19 protein-coding genes are annotated in these 20,232 nt (G+C 35.9%); 8 read left to right on the top strand and 11 right to left on the bottom strand.

What is annotated here, in order from left to right; genetic code table 11:
* Positions 1-40 precede the first annotated feature (40 nt).
* A complete protein-coding gene (locus JCM15579_RS02145; RefSeq protein WP_054715073.1) occupies positions 41-565 on the top strand; it encodes a YceI family protein in 525 nt (174 codons plus the stop codon).
* Position 566: 1 nt separating this feature from the next.
* Here JCM15579_RS02145 and mnmH read toward each other — a convergent pair whose 3' ends face one another.
* Both mnmH and rsgA read right to left on the bottom strand, forming a co-directional pair.
* Entirely contained in the window at positions 567-1,598 is a 1,032-nt protein-coding gene (mnmH, locus tag JCM15579_RS02140) for a tRNA 2-selenouridine(34) synthase MnmH (RefSeq protein ID WP_054715070.1), read from the bottom strand.
* A 124-nt stretch (positions 1,599-1,722) separates the two neighbouring features.
* A complete protein-coding gene (gene rsgA / locus JCM15579_RS02135; RefSeq protein ID WP_054715068.1) occupies positions 1,723-2,649 on the bottom strand; it encodes a ribosome small subunit-dependent GTPase A in 927 nt (308 codons plus the stop codon).
* A 146-nt stretch (positions 2,650-2,795) separates the two neighbouring features.
* On the opposite strand from rsgA, the gene JCM15579_RS02130 reads away from it, so the two are divergent.
* The gene (locus JCM15579_RS02130; protein ID WP_054715065.1) at positions 2,796-3,563 is read left to right on the top strand and encodes an exodeoxyribonuclease III; all 768 of its coding nucleotides are present in this window, start codon (positions 2,796-2,798) and stop codon (positions 3,561-3,563) included.
* 404 nt (positions 3,564-3,967) lie between these two features.
* Here JCM15579_RS02130 and JCM15579_RS02125 read toward each other — a convergent pair whose 3' ends face one another.
* The 6 genes from JCM15579_RS02125 to JCM15579_RS02100 form a co-directional block, all read right to left on the bottom strand.
* Entirely contained in the window at positions 3,968-5,554 is a 1,587-nt protein-coding gene (locus JCM15579_RS02125) for an aspartate:alanine exchanger family transporter (RefSeq protein WP_054715062.1), read from the bottom strand.
* A 106-nt stretch (positions 5,555-5,660) separates the two neighbouring features.
* Complete coding sequence (pepE, locus tag JCM15579_RS02120) at positions 5,661-6,371, bottom strand: dipeptidase PepE (RefSeq protein ID WP_054715055.1); 711 nt, start codon at positions 6,369-6,371, stop codon at positions 5,661-5,663.
* A 46-nt stretch (positions 6,372-6,417) separates the two neighbouring features.
* A complete protein-coding gene (locus tag JCM15579_RS02115) occupies positions 6,418-8,424 on the bottom strand; it encodes a tetratricopeptide repeat-containing sensor histidine kinase (RefSeq protein ID WP_054715053.1) in 2,007 nt (668 codons plus the stop codon).
* A gap of 120 nt (positions 8,425-8,544) precedes the next feature.
* The gene (locus tag JCM15579_RS02110) at positions 8,545-9,603 is read right to left on the bottom strand and encodes an outer membrane beta-barrel protein (RefSeq protein WP_054715051.1); all 1,059 of its coding nucleotides are present in this window, start codon (positions 9,601-9,603) and stop codon (positions 8,545-8,547) included.
* Between the two features lie 64 nt (positions 9,604-9,667).
* On the bottom strand, positions 9,668-10,768 hold the full coding sequence (locus tag JCM15579_RS02105; protein WP_054715048.1) for a hypothetical protein: 1,101 nt from the start codon (positions 10,766-10,768) through the stop codon (positions 9,668-9,670).
* An 11-nt stretch (positions 10,769-10,779) separates the two neighbouring features.
* Complete coding sequence (locus JCM15579_RS02100; RefSeq protein WP_054715045.1) at positions 10,780-11,265, bottom strand: RNA polymerase sigma factor; 486 nt, start codon at positions 11,263-11,265, stop codon at positions 10,780-10,782.
* Positions 11,266-11,418: 153 nt separating this feature from the next.
* Between JCM15579_RS02100 and JCM15579_RS02095 the strand changes: the two genes are divergently transcribed.
* The 6 genes from JCM15579_RS02095 to JCM15579_RS02075 all read left to right on the top strand — a co-directional run bounded on the left by JCM15579_RS02095 (position 11,419) and on the right by JCM15579_RS02075 (position 16,687).
* Positions 11,419-12,228: a 5'-nucleotidase, lipoprotein e(P4) family gene (locus tag JCM15579_RS02095; RefSeq protein WP_054715042.1), complete on the top strand. Its 810-nt coding sequence runs from the start codon at positions 11,419-11,421 to the stop codon at positions 12,226-12,228.
* 108 nt (positions 12,229-12,336) lie between these two features.
* Entirely contained in the window at positions 12,337-13,227 is an 891-nt protein-coding gene (locus tag JCM15579_RS02090) for a DUF4271 domain-containing protein (RefSeq protein ID WP_054715039.1), read from the top strand.
* Positions 13,228-13,264: 37 nt separating this feature from the next.
* Positions 13,265-14,023 (top strand): uroporphyrinogen-III synthase, encoded by a 759-nt coding sequence (locus JCM15579_RS02085; RefSeq protein ID WP_054715037.1) that lies wholly within the window; start codon positions 13,265-13,267, stop codon positions 14,021-14,023.
* Positions 14,024-14,102: 79 nt separating this feature from the next.
* Positions 14,103-14,549, top strand: a complete 447-nt coding sequence (gene rnpA / locus JCM15579_RS02080) for a ribonuclease P protein component (RefSeq protein WP_054715034.1) — start codon at positions 14,103-14,105, stop codon at positions 14,547-14,549.
* Entirely contained in the window at positions 14,533-14,730 is a 198-nt protein-coding gene (yidD, locus tag JCM15579_RS19955; protein WP_245625798.1) for a membrane protein insertion efficiency factor YidD, read from the top strand. Before rnpA ends, yidD begins: the two co-directional genes overlap by 17 nt.
* Positions 14,731-14,998: 268 nt before the next feature.
* Entirely contained in the window at positions 14,999-16,687 is a 1,689-nt protein-coding gene (locus JCM15579_RS02075) for a S41 family peptidase (RefSeq protein ID WP_054715031.1), read from the top strand.
* A 110-nt stretch (positions 16,688-16,797) separates the two neighbouring features.
* Here the strand turns inward: JCM15579_RS02075 and JCM15579_RS02070 are convergent, their stop codons facing one another.
* The 3 genes from JCM15579_RS02070 to JCM15579_RS21190 are packed head-to-tail and all read right to left on the bottom strand — an operon-like array spanning position 16,798 to position 20,108.
* The gene (locus JCM15579_RS02070; RefSeq protein ID WP_218186034.1) at positions 16,798-17,379 is read right to left on the bottom strand and encodes a GNAT family N-acetyltransferase; all 582 of its coding nucleotides are present in this window, start codon (positions 17,377-17,379) and stop codon (positions 16,798-16,800) included.
* A 3-nt stretch (positions 17,380-17,382) separates the two neighbouring features.
* On the bottom strand, positions 17,383-18,609 hold the full coding sequence (gene polA, locus JCM15579_RS21195) for a DNA polymerase I (protein WP_245625797.1): 1,227 nt from the start codon (positions 18,607-18,609) through the stop codon (positions 17,383-17,385).
* Positions 18,609-20,108 (bottom strand): 5'-3' exonuclease H3TH domain-containing protein, encoded by a 1,500-nt coding sequence (locus JCM15579_RS21190; RefSeq protein WP_245625796.1) that lies wholly within the window; start codon positions 20,106-20,108, stop codon positions 18,609-18,611. Before JCM15579_RS21190 ends, polA begins: the two co-directional genes overlap by 1 nt.
* Positions 20,109-20,232 lie beyond the last annotated feature (124 nt).

Below are 20,232 nucleotides of genomic sequence, written 5' to 3'. Positions count from 1 at the left end.
TTTACATCCTATTCAAGTATTAACTCCAAAAGTATATCATATGATCAGAAGATTGATGTTGTTGGTAATGATTATTGGAGGGATTCATATTACATGCTTATCCCAGAATATTAATCCCGAAAAATCCAAAATTGAGTTTCGAGTAGCCAATCTTGGTGCAAACAAGGTAAAAGGAAACTTTTCCGGAATGAAAGGAAATGTGAAATTCGACCCAAAAGATATTTCCACGGCCTCTTTTGATGTCTGTACTGATGCAACAACATTCAGAACAAAAATGAAGAAGAGAGATCAAGTGGTAAAGGGAGAAAAATACTTAGATGTTGCCAATTACCCTGAAATTTGTTTCAAATCAACTGGTGTATTTCACAATGGAATGAATTACAAACTTACCGGAATTCTTACAATGCATGGTGAAAGCAAAGAGGTAGAAATCATTTTTAACTACTCTCGGCAAACATTTACCGGCAAACTACAAGTAAACCGCCTCGATTTTAAAGTGGGTCCTCAAAGCGGCTTTTTTGTTGGCAAAGAAATAGAAATCACAATTACCTGTGTGATAGAATAGACTACTTTTTAATCGAATTGTAAAACTCAATTACCCTCTGTGCATTTTCTGTAGGATTGTCTTTTTCCAACTCCAAATAATGAATGGTTTGGTCCTCTCGTTTTGCTAAACCATGTCTGTAAGCCTTATCGTAGTAGTTTAATGTAATATCTGCAACAGTGGCATAATCTTCTTTCTCTAGACTTTCAAATGCTAATTTTACATTTAATCCTCCTAATCTTTTCCCTATTTTAGAGATCATTTGCGCTAAAATCTCAGAGTCGAAACAAGCATATTCTTCCACAAGTCTTTTTATTCTTTCAGATTTTGGAATAAGAATTTTTACAACATCAGTTTTACGCATTCTGTGAAATAAAGCATCATTAATCCATACTGAACCTATAGATTTACTTTCATCCTCAACCCAAATTGGTTTGTTGGGATCCAATTCCAACCACACTTTAGCCAATTCATTCTCAAAATTCTCATTGGTTGGTTGATCAGCTTGTCCTAATGCTCCAAATACAGATCCTTTGTGATGAGCTACTCCTTCCAAATCCAGTACCTGTGCACCTTTCTTTTGCATTTCGAGTAAAACTTCCGTTTTTCCGCTACCTGTCATGCCTCCCAAAACTACCAATTCCGATTTTTCGGCAAACTGATTGCGTATGTATCCTCGATATGCCTTGTATCCTCCTTTTAGCAAATAAACCTTAAAGCCTGCTGTTTCAAATAACCAAGCCATACTTCCACTTCGCATTCCTCCTCGCCAACAGTGCACCATAATTTCTTTTTGCGGTGCAAATTTCTTAGCCATTTTTACAAATTTGGCCAGTTTAGGACCAACCAATTCAAGACCCAAAAGAACTGCAGCATCCTTACTTGCTCTTTTGTATTTGGTACCAACCAAAGCCCTTTCTTCATTTGTAAAAATGGGAATATTTAAAGCATCAGGAATGTGTCCTTCTTCAAATTCTGCCGGAGTTCTTACATCAATCATTGGAAGAGTTTTTCCCAATTCAAGGAATTCTTCAGGGTTCAGTATTTTTGCCATTTTTAAATATTCTTTTTTAGCTCTTTCGGTTTACACGGGATAATCATTTTAAATCGAATAGTACCGATGTAAAAAGCACGTAAAAACTACGTGCTGGATTCTATATTTTAACAGTTAACTGTAATCAAATTCTGTATTTACTATTCTCATCCTCCATTACCATTCCCAGGTAACTTTCGTAACGAGTAATACTAATTTCACCTGCTTCAACAGCAGCTTTTACAGCACATTTGGGTTCATGTATGTGACTGCAATTGTTGAATTGGCATTCTTTCGAAGTATCGAATATTTCAGGAAAAAAGTGCGACATCTCTTCCTTTTCCATATCAATGGTTCCAAATCCTCTAATCCCCGGAGTATCGATGATATAACCTCCAAAATCCAACTCAAACATCTCTGAGAAAGTTGTAGTGTGCTTTCCTTGAGAGTGAGCTTCTGAAATCTCGCCGGTTTTTAAATCCAACCCGGGTTGAATGACATTAATCAATGTTGATTTACCAACCCCGGAATGTCCGGAAAGAAGATTGATATTATCCTTTAAAGCATCTTTAATAAGATCAATATGAGTACCATTCTTGGCAGAGATTTCGTAGCACTTGTAGCCTATTTTCTCGTAAATTCCCTTCAACTCATCCAATCTGTCCATATCATTTGGGCGATATCGATCAATTTTATTGAAGATTAAGCGAACCGGAATACGATATGCTTCGGCAGCAGCTAAAAATCGATCAATAAAAGTTGTAGTGGTCAAAGGATAATTTACCGTTACAATCAAGAATGCCTGATCAACATTAGAAGCTATAATCTGACTGTGCTTCGACAGGTTTGATGACTTTCGAATGATATAGTTCTTTCGATCGTGAATACTTACAATCACTTTCGATTCATTATCATCCTCAAAATTTACTTTGTCGCCAACCGCAATAGGATTGGTAGTTCTAATTCCTTCCATTCTAAATCGCCCTTTGATACGGCAATTGTGAATTTCTCCATCGTTGGTTTTTACAGTATACCAACTTCCTGTCGATTTTATAACCAGTCCTTCTTTCAATGTCTATCTATTTTGTACAAAATAGTTGATTTTAAGGAAAAGAGTGCATTTTAAGGAATTTGTTATTTGTCAAAATACAAATATGGTACTTATCTTTACTAAATTGCATTTTGAATCATTCGTTGCTATAAACACACACTAGATACATGAAAAAAATAATTAGCTACAATGTAAACGGTATTAGAGCTGCATTGGGGAAAGACTTGATTGGTTGGTTGAAAGAAGAAAATCCTGACATTTTATTGATTCAGGAAACCAAAGCACAACCTGAGCAGATCGAATCTCAATTGTTTGAGGAGTTAGGATACCATTGCTACTGGTTTTCTGCCGAGAAAAAAGGATACAGCGGCGTTGGTATCTTGAGCAAGGAAAAACCTAATGCCATTGTTACAGGAGTGGATAACGACAAATACGATATTGAAGGAAGGGCAATAAGAGCCGATTTTGGCGATATTTCGGTATTTAGCACCTATCATCCATCGGGAACTACCGGAGGGCCAAGACAGGACTATAAAATGGAATGGTTGGCCTATTTCCAGGAATACATCAACGAACTGAAAAAGGAAAGACCCAATCTTGTTATTGGTGGCGACTTTAACATCTGCCACAAAGCCATTGATATCAGCAGACCTGAAAAGAAAAAAGGCGTTTCTGGCTTTTTACCTGAGGAAAGAGAATGGGTAAGCCAATTTCTGGAAAGTGGTTTTATCGATACATTCCGCGTTTTCGATCAATCGCCAGATAAATATAGCTGGTGGAGCTACCGCGCTGGTTCCAGAGGCAAGAACCTGGGCTGGAGAATCGACTATCACATGGTAAGTGAAAGTTTGCAGGAGAAGCTTAAAGGTGCCTCTATCCTTGCTGATGTTGTGCATTCCGATCACTGTCCTATCGTAGTTGAAATGGAGTTTTAAAGTATTTTTGCTTATTGATGCTCTCACTACAATGAGGGTATCAATTTAAAGCCAAATTGTAGGTTTTTTAGCTTTTTCTCTACAGAGAGAGCATCACTTGAAGTGATACCCCCATGAATGAATCGCTTGATTCCCTAATCTCATAGCTACCATACAGTAAGTACTACGAAAAAGACAGTAGTAAATCCTACTCTTTGGTCTTGGAACGAGAAAAACCTGTCTTGGAGGCTCCGACTGCATGTATTGGAGCAGTTCACGCTTGTCTTGGAAGAAGTTTTGATGTGTCTTGGAGCACATTACTTTGGTCTTTCTGCGCTTCCTCCATGTCTTGGAAAATCTTCCACCTTGTCTTGCTAATAATGCTTTTTGTCTTGTTGATATATTTTCTAGTCTAGAACCCAACTTTACAGCATACTCAGTATCTGTACACAAACAATTAAAAACACCATTGCAATTGGATAAACCGTTGCATAGGCTATGGATTGTGCACTGGAATCGGACATGCCATCAACTGCAGCCAAACCTGGGGTACTGGTCATACTGCCTGTTAATGCACCCAGTAAATTAAGAATGTTCATTTTTAATACGAAGTGCCCAATTAGGGTGGTAAGAATCATTGGCAATAAGGTAATTGCAATACCTATTGCAAAAAGTGCCAAACCCGATTCCTGAAAGGTTTGTACCAAATGAGCTCCCGCACTGGTTCCCACTACGGCTAAAAACATGAGTAATCCAAGCTGTCGAAGTAATTGGTTTGCCGACCCCGACATGGTCCAAAGGATAGGCCCCGTTTTTCCTATTCTACTTAAAACCAAGGCTACCATAAGTACACCTCCGGTTAGTCCAAGGCTGAAGGTAAATTCATCGGAAAAGGAAATTTTTAACTTCCCTACCAACACACCAAGTACAATTCCTGTCGCAATTGGAAAGAAATCGGTATCAGATAACTTCTTACTATCGTTCCCAAACAGGTGACGCACGTTGTTGATATTAGCGGTTCCACAAGCTACAACCAATTTATCACCAAAACGGATTTCTGATTTTGAACTGGCTACCATATCAATCCCTGCTCTACGGATACGGGTAATGCGAGCATTGTAATTGGCCAAAACATTTAGCTGCCCAATGGTTTTATTCACCACCTGCTTGTTGGTTACCAAAACCGACTCCACCACATAATCTCGGCTTAAAGGGATCTTTTCCTCTGTCTCTTCTCCAATGATCATTTTGGCTCTCTCCAAAGCCTGTTCGGTACCAATAAGCTTCACAATATCGCCAGCTTCTAAAATGGTATTTGGTGTAGGAACAATACTTTCCCCATTGTGCATGATTCTTGAGATATTGGCTTGGGTCATCGATCGAATTTTAAGCTCGGCAATGCTTCTGCCAACAATATTTTCATTCTCAACTACAAAGTTTTTATTGAATAGTTCAGGAAAATTCTGCTGAGCCTCATCTTCCAGCTTTTGTGCTTCTTTTTCAATATCCACTTTAAACAGTTTCGGATACATTCTAACAAATAGAATCACTCCAATAACTCCGAAAGGATAGGCAATACCGTAACCAATGGATGCCATTGCTGATTGGGTAGATTCGATAGCTGCAGCAAGTCCGGGAGTACTGGTTAGCGATCCCGTTAACAATCCTATGGCAATAGCGGTATCGATTTTAAAAATTAAGGCAAGTAAAATGGTAATTAAGGAGGCACTACCAACCAAAATAAAAGCCAAAACTATTAGCTCTCTCCCATTCTTTTTAAAGGATTCGAAAAAACCAGGTCCGGCCTGAATTCCAATGGTAAATATGAACAGGGTAAGTCCAATATTTTGGATGTCCTTAGGAATACTTACACCAAAGTGCCCAAAAACCAAAGCAACAAAAATAACTGCCGAAACATCCAAAGAAATTCCTTTTATTTTAATGTTTCCAACAATAAATCCGATAGCAACAATAAGAAATAGAACAAAATAAGAAGATGAAAGTAAGTCCATGAGTAAGTGTTTGTTTAAACTTTTATTTCGGCCACAAAGGTAGAAATTCAAAACAAAAAAAGCGATTAAGTCTCCCTAATCGCTTCTTTATATTTTAGTAATGATCTTATTTCAACAAGAAATTGAAATCGTCATCTGCACTTAGTTCGTAAGTTTCAATGCCGTTCTTAAAGATTCTACATTGTCTGTCACCAATTAACTTGATGTTGTCATCCTCTACCAAAAACATTGTTGCTTCTCTCAAACCAGCAATGTATACATCAGGATTCAATACCATAAATTCGTTGATACGATCTTCACGAGTTTCTCCTCCATGTCCTTCAGGATTTTTGTCCAAATAGTGTGGGTTGATCTGGAAAGGAATCAAGTTTAGTGCATCAAATCCCATAGGATCGATAATTGGCATGTCGTTGGTTGTTTTTATGGTAGGACAAGTTAAGTTTGATCCTGCACTCCAACCAATGTAAGGAGCCTTTTCGTTGATCACTTTGTTGCGAATTGGCTCGGTAAGGTTGTACTTGTGAATCAAATGAAGCAGGTTCCAGGTGCTTCCTCCACCAACAACAATTGCCTCTGCTTCTTCAACCGCTTGAATCGGATTCTCGAAATGGTGAATCGAGATGATATCGTGTCCCACTTCGTTGAATCTTTCTTTTACTTTGGCTTCGTAATCATCGAAAGATACAGTTACTCCTGCGTAAGGAATAAATAATGCTTTAACTGGTTTCTCGCCAAGAAACTCTTTGATATTGTGTTTTGGATAATCCAGATACGCTTCCCCTGGATTCGTAGAATTACTGATCAGTAATAATCTCATTTGTATTTAAATTTAGTTTATGCTAATGTGTATTTCAGCTCTAAATTTAATTATTAATCAAGAAAAGAAGAGGCTCTTTTTCTACTAATTCCAAATATTTTTCCTGATTCATTGGACGTCGTGGAATGATAAAAGCAAAAGTACTTCCCTTATCCACTTCACTACTGACAAACATTTTACCATGATTTTTATTCAAGAAATCGCGACACAGGGTTAGGCCTAAACCAGTTCCCTTCTCAGCAGCTGTTCCATCCGTGGTTTTTCCATCGTAAATGTTATCTATTTGGTCAGGCAGCATTCCAATACCATCATCAATTACCGATATCCTAACAAAGTGCTCCCCTATTTCTGATTTAATCTCCACATTACCACCTTTATTGGTAAACTTAATGGCATTGGAAATCAGGTTTCTCAAAACGGTGTTAATCATGTTCCAATCAACAAACACCTCGATATTTGGGTTCTCCGAAGTAAAGAGGTTAATGGATTTAATTTTAGCCAAATCACTCAATAAGCCAATGTTGGAATTAATGATTGAACAAGCATCAACCATTTGTTTATTGGCTGAAAGTGACGATGTTTGGTTTTTTGCCCAATACAAAAGATTTTCCAGAAGTTCATAAGCATTATCTGACGAATGAAACAAAGCTTGTAAAAACTCCTCCTTATCTTCCTCTGTAAGATCTAAATCCTCCTCGCTAAGGTACATTCTTAAGCCATTACTGATATTGCCAATTGCTCCTCGTAAATCGTGCGCTATTAATGAAAACATCTTATCCTTGGTATCATTGGCAACGCGCAGCTTATCTTCACTTACTTTAATTCTCTTCATGGCTTCAATCAGTTCTTCTTGATGCTGATGAACCAAGCTGTTCTTCAAATGCAATAATTCGTTGTCTTTCAGATTATTTCTGTACCTGATAATCAAAATAAATATCACCGAAATAAATACCATTAAAATCAATAATCCAACAATATACTGGCGAGTAATTTTTAATTGCTGTTCCTGATTTTCATCCCTTAAAACCTGATTTTCCTGGTTCTTGATGCTAATTGCATGGCGCGAATCCAACTCTTCTATCTTACTGCTTAATTTATCATCTGCAATCGAATCCTGGTATTGTTGCAACTTTTGAAAAGCCAATACAGATTCTTTTTGTTTGCCATTTTTGATATGATAATTGGCCAAAATTCTGTAATAATCACGATACAAGCGTTTAGATTTAAGATTCATCGCAATGGTGTAACCTCTGTCCAAATGTTTTTTAGCTTTGGATAACTCTCCATTTTGAATGTACAATTGAGATAAATCTAACTCGAATGCTCCACTTTTAAAGGTCGCTCCATTTGATTTATGGTATTGCAATGCATCTTGGTAGATTCCGATAGCCTTATCCGTTTCACCAATTTCTGCATACATTGATCCTAAGTCATTTAAAACGGATTGTATTATTCTTTCACGAGATAATTTTTTACCAATTTTAAGTGCTATTTCAAAATGCTTTTGAGCTTCATCGAATACACCAATTCCTTTGTAATACAAGCCTAACAAGTTCTCGCAACCTGCAATTCCACTCTCATCCCCAAAGGTTTCGTAATAATTAAAGGCTTGAATCGTATAGGAATATGATTTATTCAATCGGTTGGTTTCATAATAAACCGTTGCCAATTGCATGCTGATATCAGCTATTTCTTTCTTGAAGTTATTTTTCTCAGCATAATGGTGTGCTTGTAAAAGATAATCTAAGGAATTATCAAGTTGGTTATCATAGTAGTACGCGGTCCCAACATAGAACATCGCTTTTATAATTTCAGGAGTACTCTCAAGCGATTGTGCTGTTCCCAGCGCATGTTTAGATTTTTCTATTGCTTGGGCAGGATCGATGTTCCAATAAAATTTACTAAGATCCAGTAAAGCATTCAATTTATTTTGACCTGCCGACGAACCATATCGCTTTTGTAGGCTGTCCAAACTAACTTGAGCTTTGAAGCTGTCAAAACCAAAGGATGGTAAGCATAATATTAGTAATATATATAGGGGAAATCTTTTCATGCCCCTAATATACTATTTTATGCTAAAAATATCAATATTGGTCAAAATTGCACAGTTGCAAAAATAAAATAGCCAGACTTCAATAAAATCTGGCTATTTGTCTAAATATAAGTTTTAATCTTAAAAGCTAACTAATGTGATCCCTACTGTAAACGGTGTTAAATCGGGACCTTTACCACTTTCAAATAATTCGGTTAAACCGTAAGTTGCAAAAAAGTTTAAAGAACGATAACCAATACGAGCATGTGCTGCATATCTCAAAGTCTTCAATTTAAAATCATCATGATCTTTTACTTTATCGCCTCCATGTTTGATTTTGGTATGCGAACCTAGTCTTAAACCTCCCACAACACCAGTAGACATGTGAATTCTTCTCTTCTTATATTTTACAGGGATTTGAAATTCCATTAACAATGGAACCGTAAGGTATAAACTTGTTAGTTTTGTCTTTTTAATATTCCAATCAGGATTTTGAACGGATAAGTCAACAGGTTGTATTACTCCATTTACTTTTTGCAAAGTAATATCATTATCAAACCTGTAATTGTTCCATTCCAGCCCCAAACCAGTAACCATTCCTATTGTATTTCTCTCCTTTTGCAAGCTGATATCGTACTGCAGGAAATTCAAGTTAACAGCAATAGATTTTGCCATATCCAAATCCATAAAATCATAGGAATAACCTGTATAATCTTCATTTGCAAAACCATTTATACCCATTTCAAATCCAGCCCAGTGTCCTCTGAAATCAGGTTCTTTTTCCATAAAGAATTTATCTTGGTCCGGATCCCAAGGATGCACTTTCTCAATCTTAATTCTGGTTCCGTGCCAACCATCTATAATGTTAATCTGCTTTCCTCCAATTCTGATTTTAGTCGTATCCCGGCCTTCCTGGTAAGCAAATTTTCCAATCCTACCTACCTTAACCTTGCCTCCTTTTTCGTTTTGTACAGCCTTAACAACATCTTTATTCATAAACTCCACTTTCATGGTATCCTGGTGCTCAATCTGCTGAAAAGTTTTCTTGGTTTTGGCTTTTTTCTTTTTATTGGACCAGCTATCTTCAATTAAGATTTTTTTCTTCTTAAGTGTATCTGTTTTTAAAGTATCGATTGTATTCTGAGCGTAAGCACTACATCCAATTGCAAGTGCAAAATACATTACAAGTAATTTCTTCATAACAATGTTTTTAGATAATTCTATGGGTAAGACGAATCAACAGCCCATTAGTTACAGGTAATTTTTATTTTATTGAAGTAGAAAAGCCTAAACCTTTGGTATTGAAGTTTAAACGTGTTTTTTCTGTTTCTGAATCGTATTGTTTTTCCAACTGTACTTTTTTTCCAGCAATCTCTCCTATCTTGTCAACTCCCATTTTTGCAACTGCATAAAGCAATGAATTGCTTTTTCGTTTCGCTTTTACACTTGATTTCCAAGACATGCCTAGATTTGCCAAACCAGTATTAACTGGAACCTCATTCATTTCCTTATCCTGACTTTCAATTTTTTGCTCAATCACTTCAACATTGGCCAAAACTTTAAGTTCAGCTGTTTTAATAACTTCAGGCAAACTGATTTTTTGAGCCTCGGCTTGCTGATTTTTTGATGGGTTCTCAACAACTGCATTGGCAGTAACAATCCTATCTAATTTTTTTTCTAATGGTTGGCTCTTTGCAATCACTTTTTCAACTTCCTGATTAACTGTGCCGACTATCTCTTGCTTTGCTGTGTTAAATTCAGACTTAATTCCAACCAACTTTTCGAACCTATTGGAATCTTTAGCTGGTGCAACTATCACTTTTTTTACAGAATCATTGTAGGCAACTTTTTTAGCTGAGTCATGTTCTGCACTTGTATCTGAAATGGAAGTATTCCAAACCGAAAAAAGAAGCAATACCGATGCAGCAATTCCAACTCCGGAAATCATCCAATAAGGAATAATCTTACGTTCCTTTCTCTTGAGCTCTTCCTTATCGAGATAAATAATATCAAAATCAGCTGTAAGCTTTGTTTTTTCATACAATTGATATTGAGCTTTGCCAATAAGATTATCGTTCAAATATTTCGTGAAAGCAATCTCTTCTTCTTGCTCTAAGTCACCTTCCAATTTGGCTACACAGAAATCCTCAAAATCTGTTTCAAAAGGAATCTGTTTCAATGATGATTTATCGAAAGTTATGTTCTCCTCCTCCAACTCAATCAGGCACATTTCGTCCAACTCCTCCTTTAAATCAGGATTAAGCGCAAGGAAACTTTCCAGATTTTTCTTCTCTGAATCGTTCAAATTTCCTTCCAAATAATCAAGAAAGAATTCTTCGTAATTGTATCTGTCTATTCTTCTCATCATCAATCTTACTACACCAATGTTTCTATACTACCAATGAAACTTTTCAAATTTTTCCTGGCCCTGTAAATGTAAACTTTCACCTGTGATTCATTTAAATCGGTAATCTCTGCAATTTCTGCATATGAATATCCTTCATAATCCCTAAATAGTATTACAGATCTTTGAATATCTGAAAGCTTCTCCAATGCAATATTTAAAACCTCTTTTAAATCGCTATACTGTTCCGAATGTGAATATTCTTTTACATCAACTTTCTCAAAATCTTCTTTTCTTTTCTCTTTTCTTATCAAATCGATCATGGTATGATAAGCCGTAGTGAAAAGATATGACTTTACTTTCTGATAATTTACATTCTCAATATTACGCCACAACTTCTCGAAACTGTCTTGTACGATATCACGCGCTTTATCCTCATCTCTAATGTTTTTGAGGATAAAGCGAAACATGCCATCGGCATACTTGTCTACGCTTTTATTGTACTCTACAGTGTTCATTTAGGCCAGTTTCATATCTAGGACGCACAACATATTTGAAATGTTACAGCTATTTTTTATTATCTTCGAATTTAAACCATTTATTTTTCCTTTCCGTGTAAATCCGATCACCAAAAACGAAGGTGAAAGTTTAAAATTATAACACAAACTCACATGAGAAAAATATTTTTTGCGATTCTAATCGCTTCTGGCCTGTTTGCTTGTCAGCAAAATCCTGCAAACAAAAAGGATTCACAAAACCCAAATGAACATTTGGTAATGGCTACTCTATGGTATCAGAGAGCATCAGAGTGCAGAGCTTTATACTATCAGGCATTTAATGCTGCCAAACTATCTTTAGACAAACAATTGGCTATACCTTCGGACAAATCAAAACCTAAAGCCGTTGTGGTTGATATTGATGAAACAGTTCTGGACAATAGCCCATTTGAAACCAACTCCATTAGAAGAGGAAAATCTTATTCATCAGCAGCATGGAAAGAGTGGACCGATATGGCAAAAGCTCAAGCAACTCCAGGGGCCTTGGAATTTTTAAAATATGCAGAATCAAAAGGAGTTGAAACTTTTTACATCTCAAATAGAGATACGACTGCAACAAAGAAAACATTACAAAACCTTAAAGAACTAGGTTTTCCTTTTGCAGATGAAGCACACATCCTGCTTAAAACCAATACTAGCGTGAAAACTGTAAGACGAAATAAAGTAAGTGAAACTCATGACATTCTGATTCTTGCAGGCGATAATGTTGGAGACTTTGATGAAATCTTAGAAGATCGATCGGAAAATTATGGTTTTGGAAAAGTTGATAGCATGAAAGATCTTTTTGGAGGAAAATTTATTGTGCTACCTAATCCGATGTATGGTTCATGGGAAAGACAAATACTAAAGAGCGATAAAAAACTAAATGCTGATGAAAAAGAAAAGCTCAGAGTTAAACGCTTAGTTGGATACGAAGAAATTTAAAACCAAAAGCCCGTAAGAAATTTGCGGGCTTTCTTTTGCTTCATGTAAGAGCTCAATAAAATAAAATTATCTTTGTAATCAATTAGTGGTAATGGTACACGAATTATAATGGTTTTCATCAACTCATCAGTCTCCCCCGTTCGTAAAACGGCATTTCAAGATTCTTCTATTCAAGTCAATTTTAAGCTAGATAGCTTAAATAATGGGAAAGATACGACTGATCAGACAGCTGGCATTATTGCTGATAGTACAATAACAGACTCTATTCATCTGAATCCTATCCCTCTTCGAGATTCAATTCTTACTGATAGCATTGAAAGACCATTAATCAAAAAAGGAAAATTAATTGAGAGCTCTCAAAGTGATTGGATGGTTGGTGTTAGTCTTTTTGTGGTAATTCTGATGGCAATTATTCGATTTTCATTCAGCAAATACCTTCAACGCCTTATTGATGCGATTATAAATTATCAAGTTTCAAACAATTTGTTTCTTGAAAAAAATATGAGAAACCTTCGAGGAAACATTTTCTTGAACGGATTGTTTTTTATTAACGTCTCTTTTTTCGCAGTACTTTATTACAACTATTGGTTTAGTGGTTCTGATAATAAAAACAACTTGCTTACCTTCTTTTACACCTTAGCTGTTTTTCTGCTGATTTATTTCGGAAAATTTGTTGTTATAAGAACACTGGCATACATTTTTGATGGTGCAAAAGAAGGAAAAGAGTACCTACACACCGTTTTTATCTACAATAAAAACCTTGGAATTTTTCTTTTACCGGTTACACTTAGTGTACCTTTCATAGCTGATTTTGCTGCATATTTACTACTTAACGCAGGTATAGTTATTGCTTTAATATTTTATTTGTTTCGCCTATTTCGAGGGATTAAAATATTATTTCGCAAACATGTTTCAATATTTTATATGATTTTGTACCTTTGTGCCTTGGAAATTTTGCCCTTACTCGTGATTTACAAACTGTTAAAATCATTGGTATAAGGCGGTGTAATGAATTGTTGAACTAAACTCTAGTGTTTTGAGAATCAAGACTATACTGGTATCGCAACCTAAGCCCCAAACTGAAAAGTCACCGTATTTTGATTTGGCAGAAAAATACAATTTGAAAATTGATTTTCGTCCTTTCATCCAAGTTGAAGGTGTATCAACCAAAGAATTTAGACAGGAACGAATCAATATTCTGGATCACACAGCTGTTATCTTTACAAGTAGAACAGCAATCGACCATTTTTTCAGAGTTTGTGAAGAATTAAGAATTACAGTTCCAGATGACATGAAATATTTCTGTATTTCTGAATCAACTGCATTCTATCTTCAGAAGTATATCGTTTATAGAAAACGAAAAATCTTCTTTGGAGAAAAACGCTTCGAAGATTTGATGGATATTATCGTGAAGCACAAATCAGAAAAATTCCTGATTCCACTTTCAGATATTCATAAACAATCAATCCCTGCTTTGCTTGATAAAAACAAAATCAAGTATACGAAAGCAATTTTGTATCGTACTGTAAGTAGTGATTTATCGGATTTAGCAGATGTAAATTACGATATTCTGGCTTTCTACAGCCCTTCAGGTATTGCTTCTTTGTTACAAAACTTCCCTGATTTTGAACAGAACAATACCATTATTGCTGCATTTGGCCCTGCTACTTCAAATGCAGTTAATGAAGCGAACTTAAGACTTGATATTCAAGCGCCAATGCCTCAAGCGCCATCGATGACAATGGCTTTGGATCAATTTATCAAGAAATATAACAAAGACAATAAAGACAAATAGTCTATTGTAACATAAAAATAAAAAGGGGAATTTGTTTTCCCCTTTTTTTGTCGATTTTTGTAGTATAAGCCTGAATAGAATGACACGTAAGACACGTTTTACTTTTGAAAAAGCTGAAAGACTCACTCACAAGATTCTTATTGGCAAACTATTTTCCGAAGGGAACGGATTTACCTGTTATCCTTTTCGTGTGGTTTGGAAAGCTGCTGATCTTCATTCTGATTATCCAGCACAAGTAGCCATAACAGTATCGAAAAGAAACTTTAAACATGCGGTAAAAAGAAATCTTTTAAAGAGACGAATTCGCGAAATTTACCGTTTAAATAAGCACAAGCTTTACGAAGAACTAGAGAAAAAAGAAGTTCAAATTGCTTTTATGATTGTATACCTTCCTAAAAAAATCATGGAAACAAAGGATATGGAAGAACAATTGAAGAAAGCAATGCAACGAATTCCACGAGAATATGAAAAACATTCTAAACCTACTGAAGCAGGCAATTCTGTTCATCATGATTCTGCCGATTAAGTTCTATCAGTATTTTATTTCTCCCCTTACTCCTTCTGCTTGTAGGTACACTCCTACCTGTTCTTCCTACGCCATTCAAGCTTTAAAAAAACACGGTCCTTTTAAAGGATCCTATCTTGCCATCAAAAGAATTTTATCCTGTCATCCCTGGGGCGGACATGGTCATGATCCGGTTCCTTAAAAAAGAGAATTAAGATATAAGCAGAATAATCATCTACAATTAGAAAAAACTATTTAGCCCGTTAATCGTAAGCTTATTAGGAATTATTCTGGCACATTCATTGTAATTCAATGCAATAGGGTTAAGAAATGTTAAAGGTGTTAGATTTCCATTGGGATTGCCTATATTTGTTATTACCTACTAATAAAAAGATACTGCTAAGTAATTAGTGTGTGATAGGGAAATCTCCGCAAGGGTTAATTAAAAATATCAATTAAAAAAGAAATATATGAAGCTTCGAGGAAAAAGAGGAGCCATTTGGATGCTGGCTATTCTACTGTTTTGTAGTGCAGCATTTTTCGGGTTCAGCAGGGATGAGAGAAATTTTGAAATCAGTAAAAACCTGAATATTTACTACACTATGTTCAGAGAATTGAACTTGTTTTATGTAGATGAGATTGATCCAGGTGATTTGGTAAAAAAGAGTATGGATGCCATGCTGAAAACTCTCGATCCATATACCACATACATATCAGAATCGGAAATTGAAGATTTTAAATTGATGACCACTGGTGAGTATGCTGGAATTGGAGCTTTAATCAGCAAACATAAAGGTGAAGTCATTATTGCAGAGCCTTATGAAGGATTTCCTGCCTACACATCTGGCTTAAAAGCAGGTGATGTGATGCTTGAAATTAACGGAACTTCTGTAAAGGATAAAAGTACGGATGATGTTAGCAATCTTTTAAAAGGACAACCAAACGTTCCTCTTACCATTAAAATTAAGCGCCCTGGTGTAAAGAAAACCATGGAGAAAAAGTTGGTTCGCGAAAAAATTCAGCTAAAATCGGTTCCGTATTATGGCATGCTTACCGACTCAATTGGATACATTCATCTAAACCAATTTACTAATAAGTCGGCAGGTGAAGTTAAAAATGCATTGAAAGAGTTAAAAGAACAAAATGCAAAATCAATTGTACTGGATTTAAGAGGAAATCCAGGAGGTTTGCTTGATCAGGCAATTGAAATTACCAACCTATTTGTGAATAAAGGTGAAGATATTGTAAGTACAAAAGGAAAAGTATCGAAGTGGGACAAGAGCTACAAAGCAACAAAGTCACCTGTTGATTCAGAAATTCCTATCGCCGTATTGGTGAACAGAGGATCGGCTTCAGCATCTGAAATTGTTTCTGGAGCAATTCAAGATCTTGACAGAGGCGTTGTGATCGGTAACAGAACATTTGGAAAGGGATTGGTTCAAACAACCCGAAATCTTACTTACAACACCAAATTAAAGGTTACTACAGCCAAATATTACATTCCTAGTGGAAGATGTATTCAGGCTTTGGATTACAGCCATAGAAACGAAGATGGAAGTGTTGGTAAAATTGCTGATTCCTTGATTACAGAATACCATACAAAAAATGGCCGCTCAGTATACGATGGTGGAGGTATTCTTCCTGATGTAAAAATAGATCCTGAGACCTATAGTATTTTAAGTGTAAATATGATACGTGATTTCATGTTCTTTGATTTTGCGACCCTTTATGCAAACAGAAATGAGAGTATTGCATCAGCTAAAGAATTTGAGGTTAGTGATGAACTTTTTAATGAATTTGTAGCGTTTGTGAAGGAAAGTAAAGACTTCACGTACAAATCAGAAAGTACTGAGATCTTAAAAGCTCTGAAGGAATCGGCCAAGGGAGAGAAAAACTTTGATATCTCTACTGATGAATTTGCAGCTTTAGAGGCGAAATTAGCACCAAATTTAGATCGTGACATAGAAAGATTCAAAGACGAATTAAAAGAGCTTCTGGCTCACGAAATCGTGAAGAGATATCACTACCAAAAAGGTGGAATTGAATTCAGCTTGCGTGAGGATAAGGCTTTATTACGTGCCATCGAAGTTCTTGAAAACAATAGCGAATACACTGGTATTTTGAATGGCAGTATTGGATTACATGCAATCAATAAGTAAAAAGTAGATAAGGCAAAGAATAAAATAATTGCCTGAAGCTAATAAATTGATATTTAAAAAGCTCATTCTTTCTATGGAAGGAATGAGCTTTTTTTTTAATATTTTATCGACTAAGATGAACATCTTTTTATTTGTAAATGCTCCATCTTTTTCCCTGCCAGAATCTTTGGGCCAATGATTTCAAAGCCCAAATTTAAATACAATCTTTTTGCTTTTGGGTTATCATTATCTACTAACAAACCAATTGTTACCTGTTTTTTACAAACATATTCGTCAATCAAAAATTGAAGTAATTTAGTGCCTAAACCTTTACCTTGCCAATCAGGATGTACACCTATACAGTCGATATAATACTCTCCATTTTGTGTTTCATCCTCCGGATTGAATTCCATGTTAAACATCATCTTTATTTGATCAGCAACAGTTTTTCTAAGATCATATAAATTCCCTCCATCGTAAATATTGGCTACTGCAACTATTTGCTTGTTTTTTTCTACTACCCAACAATTTTCATAAGAATATTGATTTGCTTCTTTGCTAACCAAGTTCTCTATAAGTTGAATTGCCTTTTCAAATGAATTTTCTCCAATAAACTTATAAACAATATCCTCCATTGCCAACATCATATATGTTGCAATTGCTCCAGAATCTTCTACCTTCGCCTTTCTAATCATCATATTTTTAGATTCCATTCTTTAATGCGCTTCCAGCCAGTTCTCTCCTACTCCCATATCAACGATAAGTGGAACCGATAATTGAACTGCATTTTCCATCTCTTCACGAAGGATTACCTTCATTTGTTCCAATTCGGATTTTAAACAATCAAAGTTCAATTCATCATGCACTTGAATGATCATTTTCGACTGCATTCCCTCCTTTTTCATACGTCTATCGATATTAATCATTGCAATTTTAATTACATCGGCAGCTGATCCCTGAATGGGAGCATTAATAGCATTTCGTTCGGCTACTCCACGTACAATGGCATTGCTGGAGTTGATATCTTTTAAATACCTACGTCGTCCCATCAAAGTCTCCACAAATTCGTTCTCACGTGCCTTCTCAATGCTGGCTTCCATAAAGGCCTTTACCTCGGGATAAGATTCAAAATAGCCATCTTTAAGCTCTTTTCCTTCCTTTCTCGAGATGTCCAATCGTTCGGCCAATCCCCAGGCCGAAATACCGTAGATAATTCCAAAATTGGCAGTTTTGGCACGAGATCGCATTTCCTTGCTTACCTCTTCAATTGGCAGCTTGTAGATTTTTGCGGCCGTTGCCTGATGGAAATCTGCAGCATGATTAAAGGCATCTATCATGTTTTGATCTTTGCTCATGTGAGCCATCAAACGCAATTCTACCTGCGAATAATCGGCAGAAAGAAATACATGATCTTCTGTTGAAGGAACAAATGCTTTACGAATATATCTTCCTTGCTCTGTTCGAATTGGAATGTTCTGCAGGTTTGGATTTGTAGAACTCAATCGACCCGTTGCGGCTTCCGCCTGATTAAATGAAGTATGAATTTTGCCAGACACCTGATTAATATAGGTTGGTAAAGCTTCTACGTAAGTTGAAATCAATTTTTTCAGTGATCTGAAATCCATAATTTTTTGAATGATTTCATGCTTGCCCTTTAGTTTGGCTAGTACAGCTTCGGAAGTTGAGTACTGTCCAGACTTGGTTTTCTTGGCCTTGCTGTCTAATTCCATCCTCTCAAACAACACCTCTCCCAATTGCTTTGGTGATGCTACATTGAATTCCACACCCGCTAATTCTTTAATTTCAGCCTCAATCCCATTTACCTCTTCATTTAGCACTTTGGCGTAATCATTTAGAGTTGGAACATCTATTGATACACCATTGAATTCCATATCGGCCAAAATGCTCATTAAAGGCATTTCTATCTCATTAAACAGCTTCATTAGGCCATTAGCTCCATTTGCTTTTCAAGCTCTGATTTAAGCTCTAAACCCAGCACAACTTCTTCGCAATACTGATCATGCTTAACAGGTTCTTCATCCAACATCAAACTCAGTTGAGCTTTTTTACCCTTCCCTTTCTCTTCTTCTTGAATTACATTGTAGTTTAATACAGAATTGGCCACAAATGAAAATTCATGCTTTAATTCCGGTTGAATCAGATAATGAGCAATCATAGTATCGAAAATTGGTGCTTTTACTTCGCAACCCAACCAACGAAGTGCCAAAATGTCTTTTTTGCAATCATGTCCAATTTTGATGATTTTTTCATCTTCGAAAATGTATTTGAATTCCTGAGCCACTTTTTTGGCTTCCTCTGAATTTTCAGGAAATGGAACAAAAAAAGACTTGTCACTCTTAAATGAGAAGCACATTCCTCTCAATTTTGAAGTGTTTGGATCGGAATCAGACAAAACTGTTCTAAAAGCAAATTCTTTTTGAACACATAATTCTGCTTTCAAATCAGCTCTTACTTGCTCATTATCAAGCGTGAAAAACTTACAATTTAATGATTTTACATCTCTGAGAATCATTTCTTTTTCCTCTATCGGAATACTATCCGTAGATTTCTCAGTCTGTGAGACAAAAAGATCAGCTTGATTTTTAAATACTCTTTCAGCAATTGTAAAAAATTCCAATTCCTTAAAAACAGCTCTTAACTTGGCTTCATCGAAATCGATCAATTTAAATTTCTCTTCATCGAAATCTATAGGAGCATTCAATGCAATTTTTGCCAACTCTTTCGAAAATCGAACCTGCTCTTCCGAAGCCACAATTTTTTCTTTCTGCTTGCCTTTTAACTGATCAGTATTCTCATAGAGTCCATCTATGGATTTATACAATCCAATCAATTTTTGTGCTGTCTTTGGGCCAATACCTGGGCAACCTGGAATATTATCAGCAGAATCTCCCATCAAACCAAGGTAATCGATGATCTGATCTGGATGATCGACACCAAAGTTTTCTTTAATCTCGGGAATTCCCCAAACTTCCACCTCTTTTCCTGATCGTTTGGGCTTGTACATGAAAATATTTTCACTCACCAACTGGGCATAATCCTTATCGGGTGTCATCATGTAAACCGTATAGCCTTTCTTTTCTGCTTTTTTTGCAAGGGTTCCAATAACATCATCTGCTTCAAAACCTTCCACATCCAATTCAGGAATATTAAAACCTTGAATTATACTTTTAATGTAAGGAATGGATTTACGAAGATCCTCAGGCATAGGCGGACGCTGCGCTTTGTACTCTTTGAACATCTCATGACGAAAAGTTGGTCCAACAGGATCAAAAACAACCGCAATATGTGATGGTTTTTCTTTCTCCAAAACTTCAAGCAGAGTATTGGTAAATCCAAGCATAGCAGAAGAATTAATGCCAGTTGAAGTAAACCTTGGATTTTTGATAAATGCGTAATACGATCTGTATATCAGCAAAAGCATCTAATAAAAATAGCTTTTTGCCGGAATTACTAGCTGATGAGTGCATAAAAAATGTATGTATTAAATGTATTCAAACAAAAATACAAGATAATACTGCTATCGCAATTATCAATGAGTAAATATT

It is taken from the genome of Marinifilum fragile JCM 15579, assembly GCF_001310955.1.
GTDB lineage: Bacteria > Bacteroidota > Bacteroidia > Bacteroidales > Marinifilaceae > Marinifilum > Marinifilum fragile.
Note: the sequence above shows the minus strand (reverse complement) of the source record. Positions and strands in the feature narration are given on the sequence as shown.